General features: G+C 34.5%; 11 protein-coding genes. 2 read left to right on the top strand and 9 right to left on the bottom strand.

Annotated features, from left to right (window positions below):
* From AC1EU5_RS13650 to AC1EU5_RS13620, 7 genes are all read right to left on the bottom strand, one after another.
* Positions 1-1,656: a solute:sodium symporter family transporter gene (locus tag AC1EU5_RS13650; RefSeq protein WP_480192963.1), complete on the bottom strand. Its 1,656-nt coding sequence runs from the start codon at positions 1,654-1,656 to the stop codon at positions 1-3.
* A 160-nt stretch (positions 1,657-1,816) separates the two neighbouring features.
* Entirely contained in the window at positions 1,817-3,334 is a 1,518-nt protein-coding gene (locus tag AC1EU5_RS13645) for an aminotransferase class V-fold PLP-dependent enzyme (protein WP_480192962.1), read from the bottom strand.
* 55 nt (positions 3,335-3,389) lie between these two features.
* Positions 3,390-5,408, bottom strand: coding sequence for a protein-disulfide reductase DsbD family protein (locus AC1EU5_RS13640; protein WP_480192961.1), 2,019 nt, complete (start codon positions 5,406-5,408; stop codon positions 3,390-3,392).
* 158 nt (positions 5,409-5,566) lie between these two features.
* The gene (locus AC1EU5_RS13635; protein ID WP_480192960.1) at positions 5,567-7,177 is read right to left on the bottom strand and encodes an OmpA family protein; all 1,611 of its coding nucleotides are present in this window, start codon (positions 7,175-7,177) and stop codon (positions 5,567-5,569) included.
* A 263-nt stretch (positions 7,178-7,440) separates the two neighbouring features.
* A complete protein-coding gene (gene mnmC2, locus AC1EU5_RS13630; RefSeq protein WP_480192959.1) occupies positions 7,441-8,112 on the bottom strand; it encodes a tRNA (5-methylaminomethyl-2-thiouridine)(34)-methyltransferase MnmC2 in 672 nt (223 codons plus the stop codon).
* Positions 8,113-8,114: 2 nt separating this feature from the next.
* Positions 8,115-8,543, bottom strand: a complete 429-nt coding sequence (locus AC1EU5_RS13625) for a hypothetical protein (RefSeq protein ID WP_480192958.1) — start codon at positions 8,541-8,543, stop codon at positions 8,115-8,117.
* Complete coding sequence (locus AC1EU5_RS13620) at positions 8,543-9,040, bottom strand: DUF4920 domain-containing protein (protein WP_480192957.1); 498 nt, start codon at positions 9,038-9,040, stop codon at positions 8,543-8,545. Before AC1EU5_RS13620 ends, AC1EU5_RS13625 begins: the two co-directional genes overlap by 1 nt.
* A 218-nt stretch (positions 9,041-9,258) precedes the next feature.
* Here AC1EU5_RS13620 and AC1EU5_RS13615 point away from each other — a divergent pair, with 218 nt between their 5' ends.
* Positions 9,259-10,329, top strand: a complete 1,071-nt coding sequence (locus AC1EU5_RS13615) for a branched-chain amino acid aminotransferase (protein WP_480192956.1) — start codon at positions 9,259-9,261, stop codon at positions 10,327-10,329.
* A gap of 33 nt (positions 10,330-10,362) precedes the next feature.
* Here the strand turns inward: AC1EU5_RS13615 and AC1EU5_RS13610 are convergent, their stop codons facing one another.
* Both AC1EU5_RS13610 and AC1EU5_RS13605 read right to left on the bottom strand, forming a co-directional pair.
* Entirely contained in the window at positions 10,363-10,749 is a 387-nt protein-coding gene (locus AC1EU5_RS13610; protein ID WP_480192955.1) for a pyrophosphohydrolase domain-containing protein, read from the bottom strand.
* 25 nt (positions 10,750-10,774) lie between these two features.
* Entirely contained in the window at positions 10,775-11,497 is a 723-nt protein-coding gene (locus AC1EU5_RS13605; protein ID WP_480192954.1) for an SDR family NAD(P)-dependent oxidoreductase, read from the bottom strand.
* A gap of 58 nt (positions 11,498-11,555) precedes the next feature.
* Here AC1EU5_RS13605 and AC1EU5_RS13600 point away from each other — a divergent pair, with 58 nt between their 5' ends.
* On the top strand, positions 11,556-11,741 hold the full coding sequence (locus tag AC1EU5_RS13600; RefSeq protein ID WP_480192953.1) for a hypothetical protein: 186 nt from the start codon (positions 11,556-11,558) through the stop codon (positions 11,739-11,741).
* Position 11,742 lies beyond the last annotated feature (1 nt).

The raw sequence follows: 11,742 nt of genomic DNA, 5'->3' as shown, positions 1-11,742 counted from the left end.
TTAAAAGATAAGATAGGTACTCAACACCAATAATATAATTACTACTCCTGCTGTTAATGCATGTTTCCAAGGTGTAATATCAATTTCATCGGTAAGCTCAGGTACATAAGGTTCCGTTCTTGGCTTAAGTTTACCTACAACAAGCATTATTAGCACATTTACAATAAACAAAATACCCATTACGTGTAGGAAATGAGGATATGCTTTGGCCTTAATCAAGGCAAGCTCATCAGGATTGGTAATACCACTAGCTTCGGCATTTGCCATGGCCGTGCTTACTGAGTTTGGTTCAAGTATTATTAAACTGGTTAAATACATAAGTACTCCACCAATAAGCACAATTTTTGCGCCTAATGCAGGTACTTTTTTTGTTAAAATTCCAATAAATACAACTGCAAAGATCGGTACACTTAAACTACCCAAGGCTCTTTGGATATAATCAAATAAACCTGCAGGAGCATTTGCAATAAATGGGGCAATCGACATAGAAACCAATGCCAATCCTAAGCCGAAACGCTTACCTGCTTTTACCGTATCATATTCTGAAGCTTCTTTTCTGAAGTATTGCTTATACAAATCAAAACCAAATAATGTTGCACTACTGTTTAATAAACTATTGAAAGAACTTAATACTGCACCAAAAAGTACAGCCGCAAAAAACCCAATAAAGGCCGTTGGTAACACTTTTTTAACCAATGCTGGGTATGCCTGATCCGCATTCTCTAAATTACCTTCGAATATATGCCAAGCTATAATACCAGGTAACACAACAATAATAGGTATTAAAAATTTGACCAATGCTGCGAGCATCATTCCTTTTTGGCCTTCTTTTAAACTTTTAGCACCAAAAACACGTTGCAGAATAGATTGGTTTGTTCCCCAATAATATATTTGTGCAATCATCATACCTGTAAATATGGTTCCTACCGGAATAGAAGAAGTAATATCTCCAGAAGCATCAAACTTATCAGGATGACTATTCCACAAAGTACTTAGACCTTGTCCAATACTACCATCACCAATTAACATCAATCCAAAAACAGGAATTAGTAATCCTCCAATTAACAGACCTATAGCGTTAATCAAATCAGAAACCGCTACGGCTTTTAACCCTCCATAAATAGCATAAATAATTCCTATAATACCTATGCTCCAAACGCAAATCCAGATCACAGCATTTTGTGACATACCAAGTACCTCTGGTAAATCAAACATGGTACTAAATGCCAATGAACCTGAATATAGAATTGTGGGTAATAATACCACTCCATAGGCCAGTAAAAATAATAATGATAGTAACCCTTTTGTATGTTTGTCAAATCTACTTTCGATAAATTCAGGTATGGTTGTAATACCCTGACTCATATATTTAGGCAAGAGGAAAACTGCACATACTACAATAGCAATAGCTGCTAATGTTTCCCATGCCATTACCAAAACACCTTCTGTAAAAGATTGACCATTCAACCCTACAATTTGCTCTGCAGAAAGATTCGTTAACAACAGAGAACCAGCAATGGTAACAGCGCCTAAACTTCTTCCACCTAAATAATAACCATCTGCAGTTTTTTCATCGGTTCCTCTGGTAGAGTACCAGGCTACAATAGCCACTAATAAAGTAAAACCAACGAAAGAAGCAATAGACAGGAAACCCATAATTATTTGTTTTAGTTAATTGGAAGGTTTCACAGAGGAAACCCATGTATTGCGAAGAAATAATCTCTTTTGCAATAGTCTCAAATGTACTAAAAAATAAGCTTCAATAATTTGTGGGTGGCAACGAAATCGTTTTAGTATTGATTGAAAAAATAGATGATCATATTGAAAACCATTGTTTTACACTTTTTACAATAGCTTCATCGCCTTGTTTACAATCAAACTCATTCGTTTTAGGGTTGTACGTATACGGTTTTTGCCACTCTTCAATGTTTTCAGCAATTTCCCTAATAGCATTACAAATGAAACGTAACTCTTTATTGGTAGTTATAGGATGCAATGATAGGCGAACCCAACCAGGTTTTATGGTCAAATCTTTATCAGATATCCCTTTAGTTATCTCTTTAGAGGTCTCTTCACATAAATCAAATAAATGATGACTATAGGTGCTGGCACATGACCAACCACCACGTACTTGAATACCAAACTTGTCATTTAGCAAGCGAACCACTAAATTATAATGAATATTGTTAATACCAAAGGATACACAACCAATACGGTCTTCATTATTATAACCAAGAATGAATAGGTTTGGAATCTTTTTTAGTTCATGAAAACAAAGTGCCAGTAACTCTTCTTCACGGTCTTTCATATTGATCACACCCATTTTATCCTTTAATCGCATTGCCAAAGCAGCTCTCATTACCTGTAAAAATCCGGGAGTACCTCCGTCTTCTTTTATTTCTATATCGTCATAATAGCCATATTCTCCCCAAGGATTCGTCCACTTTACATTACCTCCACCAGGAACATCAGGGCAAGAAGTATTATATAATTCCTTATTAAAAACCAACACACCACAAGTGCCTGGTCCACCTAAAAATTTATGTGGTGAAAAGAAAATAGCATCCAACCGCTCTTCAGAGTCTTCTGGGTGCATGTCTATTTGCACATAAGGTGCAGAAGCGGCGAAATCAATAAAGCAATAACCATCATGCTGATGCATAATTCTTGCTAATTGATAAAAAGGTGTAATGATACCTGTAACATTTGAACATGCCGTGAATGAACCTATCTTCAGCGGTCTGTCTTCATATTCTTTTAGAGCTTCTTCCAGACTATGTGGGCAGACCAATTTTTGATCATTACATTTTAAAATAACTACATCAGCTATAGTTTCCATCCATGGTACATGGTTTGAATGATGTTCCATATGAGTAATGAAAACAACTGGTCGTTCTTTTTCAGGAATATGAATTCTTTCTTTTACTGCATCAGGATAGCGTAAGCCCATCACACGCTGCAAACGCGACAAAACACCAGTCATTCCTGTTCCTGATGTTACTAATATATCATCCTCATAAGCATTGACATGATCTTTAATAATTTGCCTTGCATATTTATAGGCATAAGTTGATGCTTTTCCTGTTTCACTTGAAAATGAATGTGTATTGGCCACCATTGGGCCAATTTCTTGAGTCATAACATCTTCAATAGGCTGATAGAGTCTCCCACTGGCAATCCAATCGGCATACAAAACCTTTTTAACTCCTTCAAGAGATTCAAACTGATGGTTGTTGCCAATTACATGTTTACTGAATTGCTGAAAGTACTCTTCTAAGCCTGAATGCAGAATTTTTTGAGTTTTAGCATCTCTATTCTTTAATGAAGTATCCATACCAAAGTACTAGCTTTATAACTTCGGTAAAAGTACAGAATATTTTTAAGCTCTCTTATTTTTTGAAATTGCCAATACCCTCTTTTAACCATGCTAGATAACTCTCAATATTAGGGTCATAAGCGGAGTATTCATTCAAGTTTTCTCCTTGGTGATTAAGCAGGACATAATACGGCTGGGCATTAGCCTTATACTTTTTTATTTGAAAATCGCTCCATTTATTTCCTATAGACTTGATTTTTTTGCCAGTTGTTTCGGATGTGTACTGTTCAGTCTCTGGTAAAGCTCTTTTGTCATCAACATATAGTGAGATTAAAACAATGTCATTCTTTAATATTTCTAATACCTTGGGGTCAGACCAAACACGTTCTTCCATTTTACGACAATTCACACAAGCATGACCAGTAAAATCTAATAAAGCAGGTTTGTCAACCGATTTTGCATATTCTATTCCCTTCCCGTAATCAAGGAATGCTACAATATCATGGGGACCATATTTCGCCCCGTCAGGTAGTTTCTCCTTTGCCTCACCTCCAGAACCTAACTTCATAAAGCCTACTCCATAAGGTGATTCGCTATACTGCATCGGTGGTGGGAATCCGCTAATGAGTTTTAAAGGCGCGCCCCATAAACCAGGTATTAAATAAATAGTAAAAGCCAATACCAATAAACCAAAACTTAATCTGCCGACCGAAATATGCGTCAACGGTGAGTCATGTGGCAATTGTATTTTTCCGAAAAGATACAATGCCAATACTCCAAAAATTGTAATCCAAATTGCTAAAAACACCTCTCTTTCTAACCAATGCAATTGCAATACCAAATCAGCATTCGATAGGAATTTAAATGCAAGGGCTAATTCTAGAAACCCAAGTACAACTTTTACTGTATTTAGCCATCCTCCTGATTTAGGTAGAGAATTTAGCCACCCGGGAAAAGCTGCAAATAATCCAAAAGGTAATGCAATAGCAGAAGAAAAACCTAACATACCAACAATAGGTGCTATTCCTCCTTTTGATGCCGCCTCAACTAACAAAGTTCCAACTATTGGCCCAGTACATGAAAATGACACAATAGCCAAAGCCAAAGCCATAAAAAAGATACCTATCAATCCTCCTCTATCTGCCTGCGCATCTACTTTAGTTCCCCAAGAGCTTGGTAAAGTCAATTCAAAAGCTCCTAAAAATGAAGCTGCAAAAATTACCAGTATTAAGAAAAATAGAATATTGAACCAGACGTTTGTTGATAATGCATTTAACGAATCCGCTCCAAAAACGGCGGTTACCAATGAGCCCAAAAGTACGTAGATAGCAATTATAGAAATTCCATAAATAATAGCATTTCTAATTCCTGCTGCTCTACTCTTACTTTGCTTGGTAAAAAAACTTACTGTCATAGGAATCATAGGAAAGACGCATGGCGTCAACAAAGCGGCAAAACCAGAAAAGAAAGCAATTAAAAAAATCCCTAACAATCCTCGACTTTTCTTTTCAGAAGATTTAGAGGAGATCGATTTTCTATTTAATTCTTCGGTTTCATTCTTGTTTAAGATTTCTTCATCACTAGCTGTTTTAGTAGTATCATCACTTGTTCCGATAATACCTGATCCCACACTGGCCTTACCCTGTACAGTAAAATTTAAATCAACTTCAGTTGGTGGTAGACAATTAGTGTCATCACAAACCATAAACTCAACAGTTTCATTAATATCAATTTTATCTGATGTAAGTAACCTTATTCGTTGTTTGAAATTTGTTTCATCTTCAAAGTATTTGATATCCATTTCAAATACTTTATCAAATTCTTCATGCCCTTCACCTTCCTTAGTATTACCAACAAGTACATACTTACCATCAACATTTTTAAATGAAAAAGTGGTTGGTATAGGGCCTCCGTCAGGAATGGTTTGAGAATATAAATGCCAACCCGCTTCAATAGTAGCTTTCACTACTAAATCAAACTCAGAATCCGATATTTTTTCAACAGAAGTTTCCCACTCCACCGGATCATGAATCTGTGAAAAACCTAAGAAACTAATTAAAACTAAAAACAAGCTAAGCAAATATGTTCTCATTGAATATAATTTAGATAAAAACTTATCCTTTAGGCGCAAATTTATTTGAATCATTACAAAATAGTACTTAATAGTATGTTAAAGCACTTTTATCAGCTGCTCTAAACAAAAAACCTTATTGAATCTTCAATAAGGTTTTTGAATTTGTCTTTTATTTCTTAGTTTTCTGAAGTACTCTTTACTTTAATTTGTTGCACTACCTTGAAGTTAGTACGTCTATTCAACTGATGTTGTTCTTCAGTACATTCTTTACCATCAGTACATGCATTTACCAATTCAGATTCTCCCTTCCCCTCTCCATTTATTCTGCTAGCATCAATACCTTTAGAAATAATATAATCTATAGAAGACTTAGCCCTTCTATCTGATAATCGTTGGTTATACCTTTCTGTACCTCTGGCATCTGTATGTGAAGTTGCCATCAATTGCAACGCAGGGTATTTATTCATAACTTCTACAACTTTATCTAATTCAGCAGCAGCATCTGCGCGGATATTGTATTTATTTAAATCAAAATAAATGACATCTATATTTACTAATAACTCGTCGCCCACCAATTTAAATTCAGTAGCCAATTCAGAGTCTTGAACTATATCAGGAGCTCCCAAATCATTTATTGTTGCTACGGGAACCTCAAATTTTAAATAGCCATCTTTTTCTACAAGAATACTATACTTTGTATCACATGGTAATTTAAAGCTATAGCTCGCATCCTCTTCACCAGCAGCGGTTATTTGTACTTGATTACCATCTTCATCTAGAACTTGAACAATCACACCGGGCATTAATCGTTGTGTATCTTTATCTTTTACAACACCTTTAATAATTTGAAAACACTCTATGAATAATTCATCATCTTCACTAAAATAGTAAATATCATCATCACCCTTTCCATCCTTTCTATTAGAGGAAAAATATCCTTTGTGCTCAGCATTCTTTAGTATGTAGGCGAAGTCATCTTTTGGGCTATTAACTGGCTGTTCCAAATTTAATGCATCAGAAACAGTAGTATCAAAAATTCTGGCTGCAAATACATCTAAATTTCCATATCCTGGATGACCATTTGAAGAAAAATAAAGGATATTATCATCACTCATAAAAGGAAACATTTCGCGCTCTTCAGTATTAATCTTAGGTCCTAAATTTCTGGGTTCACTGTATGAACCGTCAGCATTAATATCTACTACATATAGATCTGTCTTACCAATACCACCAGGTCTATCAGACACAAAATATAACTTTGAATCATCTTTATTTAACGTTGGTAATCCTGATTGGAAATCATCACTATTAAATGGAAGTTTTTGCGCGTTTGACCATTCACCTTCTTCATTAACAGATGCTTTATATAACTGAATGTTGTCATATCCATCTTTACTTTTAATAGAACGATCCTTTTCATTATAATTATTAGCGCTGAAATAGACGGTTTTATAATCTTTAGTAAATGCCAATGATGCCTCATGTAAACGTCTATTTACCTCACCCGGTAATAGTCTTTTGTTTACAATCCCTCCTATGCTATCAATATCTCCTAGATATAAATCTAAATACGGCTGGCCATTTTCACGCCAAACTCTTCTTACAATTGTTACTTTTTCATTTGGGGAAGCAAATACCACCTGATTCCTTCCTAAAAAGGCTACGCCAAAATCAGCCTGTTCAGTGTTCACGTCTAACAGTTTAACACTATGGGCGCCAGGAGTTGTATTTTGTGAAATACCTATACTTAAAGAAAAAAGTATTAGAAAAGTAAAAATGTTTTTCATAAACAATATATTATATGTTCAAGACTCATCTTTGAACATTTTTTTGAGTTAATTATTTCTAATTGCCAGTAGTTAATTAAATATCAGGAGCTTTGGGGAGACTCTTGGTATAAATTGAAGCCAAAAATACTAATTAAAATTAATTTAAGAAAGATACCTTAGATGATACATGGGTAAAATAAATAAGAATTAAATTCTACCTGTTAAGAATCTCTATCATTTATAGCTTACGTTATTGCTTTTTTATAGCGCTCAACATTTGATTACATTGAATACTTCGAAGCTCGAAGCATTTCACGTTTACCAGGAGGTCCTGGAAGTCTCTCTACCATAAAACCGACTTCCTGCATAGCCCTGCGGACACTTCCTTTAGCAGCATAAGTAACTAGTATTCCATTTAGTTTAAGTGCGTTAAACATCTTTTTAAAAATTTCTACCGTCCAAAGTTCTGGTTGTACTCTTGCACCAAAGGCATCAAAATAAACCAAATCAAAACTATTTTGATCATTAATATCCTCAAAGAACTGCTCCCTTTTAGTCAATACAAATTCTTCATCTAAACTATTGTTTACGTTCCATGGTAATGAATGCATTTTAACGAAACAATCGTAATAAGCTTCCTTATCTAATTCCTTACTATAATTCAACTTTTCTACTTCAGCTATACCCACTGGATACGCTTCTATACCCGTATATTCAATTTTCAGATTGGTTTTCTTTGCTTGTAAATAGGTAATATATGCGTTGAGTCCTGTACCAAAACCCATTTCAAGAATTGCAATCTCAGGCAAATCTTTTATGTGTTCAAGGCCATTTTTTATGAATACATGATATGCTTCTTGAATGGCTCCATGTTTTGAATGATATTGTTCATTCCAATCTGGTAAATGAATAGTAGTGGAACCATCGCCAGTGATAATTATTTCTCTTTTCAAAATTAGTTAATCAAGAGTTTTTTAATTTTTGGAATAGGTCCAATACATCTTGTCTTATGGCATTCAATACAAGAATTAATGGTTTTATTAAAGTTACTGGTCAAGGATTCTTGATTTGAAGTAGTAATAGAACTTCGCAACTTTACATATATCGTTGAAAGACTATCAAATTCCTTAGTTCTTTCTGACGGATCCGTTAAGATAGCATTATGAATTGCTAAAAAATCACTTGGTAGTTGCAATAAACTATCTTGTTTTATGATTCTAGCTCTATTCGCTTTATTATACTCATACATCTGTCGCATCAATAATGCCATTTCTGAAGGTTCATATAACACTTCATTTGGAACAGTTTTTTCTTTTACTTCATTCTTTTCTTTACAAGAATAAAGACCTAGGACTATCAATAAAACAAACGCAGCTCGAGTCATTATTTTTTAATCAAAACACCATCAGCTTCAAATGCATAGGTATATTCAGGCTCAGTGATAGCTGCTATTTCCTCTTCCGATTTTCCTCCATCTTTAGCGTAATGCTTTAACTGATCAACTGAAATCTTGGTTACAAATGCTTTGCCATTCACAATTACTTCCTTACTATCAGTATCCATAGGTACAAAAAAGTCATAATCTTTAAAACGCACCATAGACTCTTGGTCATTACCCAAGTCTAATTTCATCCAACAACCTTTCTTTTTACAAACTTCATTGATTGTAGAAGCAAATTTCAATGACAAGGTGTCTCCTTCTTCAAGAGTTTTAAACTTTTTTACAACCAACTCTTTAGAAAGTGCGCCGTCATCAGTAATCTTTTTTCCAAAAGAAGCATAAGCTGTTTTGTTTTCAACTTTTCCCTGGTCTTTTTCTTTGTTTTGTTTACAACCTACTACCAGCATAAATATTGCAATAAACACTACTAATTTTCTCATAAGATTCTATCTAAAAGCTTTTAGCAAAGTTAATGTAACAATCTAAAATACAGATAAACATGCTGTTAAATTTGAGGTATTTAAATCTAAAATAATTACAAATTATAAGTTATTACCGCTAAATGAAATAAGTTTAGTTACATTTTATAATAAAAAACTAACAGATTATTATTTCACTCTCAAAATATGTACTTTTGTTGCTTTAAATAGCGTCAGTTATGAATGTAGAAGTTACTCCAAAAATAGCGGTTACTAAAATTGCAAAGTCTAAAATATCTGAAGTAGATTTTAATAATTTACCTTTTGGAAAGATTACTTCAGATCATATGTTTGTTTGCGATTATAAAGACGGTAAGTGGCAACAACCTCAAATTATGCCTTATCAAAATATTAGCTTAGACCCCGCGGCTAAAATTTTTCATTATGGTCAATCCGTTTTTGAAGGAATGAAAGCGTATAAGGATGAAGATGGACAAATTTGGTTGTTCCGTCCTGATGAAAATCAGAGGAGAATTAATATTTCATCTAGTAGGTTGGCAATGCCTGAGTTTCCTGAAGAGTATTTTATGGAAGGACTTAAAACGCTTTTAAAAATAGAACGTGATTGGATACCAACTACACCTGGAAGTTCTATGTATATCCGTCCGTTTGTGTTTGCCACCGGTGCTGGTTTTCATGCTTCTCCTGCAGATGAATATAAATTTGTAATTGCCTGCGCACCGTCGGGAGCCTATTTTGGTGGAGAGTTACGCGTGCTCATTGAGCAGAACTATTCAAGATCTGCTAATGGTGGTGTAGGTTACGCAAAAGCAGGTGGTAATTATGCAGGACAATTTTATCCTACTCAGCTAGCAATTGAAAAAGGATACCAACAAGTAATCTGGACAGATGATAACACGCATGAGTATATAGAGGAAGCAGGCGCCATGAATGTGTTTGTACGTATTAATGACACCTTATTAACGTGCCCAACAAGTGATAGAATTTTAGATGGTGTTACACGTAAGAGTATTATTGCTATTGCAGAAGATGAAGGCATCAATGTAGAAATACGCAAAATATCAGTTAAAGAAATTGTAGCAGCAGCAGAAAATGGAACGCTCAAGGAGATGTTTGGTGCTGGTACAGCTGCGGTGGTGTCACCAATTGCAGGATTTGGATTTAATGATAAAGATTATGATTTGCCTCAGCTAGAAAATGATTATGCTTCAAGATTTAAAAAACGCATTACCGATATTCAGTATAACCGAGCAGAAGATAAGTTTGGCTGGCGTTATTTAGTCAAATAATAGTTAAAATAAAAGCACTCAATTGAGTGCTTTTTATTTATCTAAAATTTCTGCAATCTTTGGCTTAAAATAATTTGGTCCTTTCATTACTTTACCATCTTCTCTATAGATTGGTCTTCCATCAGCTCCTAATTTACTCATATTACTACGCTGAATTTCATTGAACACTTCTTCAATTTTATCTTGCATGCCATGTTCTATAATAGTGCCACATAAAATGTATAACATGTCGCCTAAAGCATCTGCAACTTCTACTAAATCATTATCCTTAGCCGCTTCCAAGTATTCTTTGTTCTCTTCATCCATTAGGTCAAAACGCAATTGCATTTTTTGTTCTGAGAGTCGGGCAACAGGTTCTGTTTTATATCCTATGTTAAAAGCAGTATGAAATTCCTGAACCGCTTTAATCTTTTCTTTCATATTTATAGTTCTGTTATAAGTTTAGTTAAATCATTTTCATATACAATCTCAACGGAAGGGTTCGCATTAAAAAAGCCACGAAACGCCACCGTTTTGTAACATAAGCTTTTCGCTTTTTCTTCTTTATAGTCGTGTAAATCTGTTTCGTTGCTTTTTCAACAGTAGCCATCCAAAAAGTATTTCCAGTTACAATATCAGTATCAACAAATCCCGGTAAAATATTGGTTACATAAATCCTTGCTTTTTTTGTTCTGTCTGCCTTCATCCAAAGTGACTCTAAATAACTTGATTGATAGGCCTTAGAAGCATGATAAGCCGCTACTTGACGATTACCCACTATAGATGCAACTGAAGTTACTCCAACCAAATGACCATGACCTTGTTTTTTAAAATAATTATATGCCAACTGATATACTTTGGTAGCTCCCAATACATTAGTTTCAATAGTTGGCAAATCACCATCCCAACTTAATTCGTAATTTGGCACCGCAATACCTGCATTATGCACAACAAGGTCTACTGTATCGAAAATAGAAGGTAATTCCTTAAATAATTCATCTATAGATTCAAGATTGGTGATATCTTGTTGTTTAACAATGTAGCGCTCAGGATTTTCAGCTTGAATAGTTTCCAGTTTTTCTTTTCTCCTACCGGTGATCATCACTTTGTAGCCATCTTCTGCAAGTAGTTTGGCTAACTCCTTACCTATACCTGAAGAGGCTCCAAAAATTATAGCATTCTTACTCATTCATTAAAAATTTCATATACAAAATCCGTACTTTTGCATGCAATAAATATATAGAAATATGTTTAGCACAGGTCAAAAGATTTTTGCCTTATTTTTTATCATAGTATTTACCATAATTATGGTGTACGCCTATAGAAAAGATATCTACCTACATAAAATTTATTACAAGCGTGTATGGGTTGTTTTATTAGGTATTTTAGCTGTTGGAGGAGCTTTTGCACTTATAGCTCACTTGTTAGACTAGA

It is taken from the genome of Maritimimonas sp. 2405UD52-3 (genome assembly GCF_056591715.1).
The sequence above is the reverse complement of the archived record's forward strand: the minus strand, read 5'-3'. Positions and strand labels throughout refer to the sequence as shown.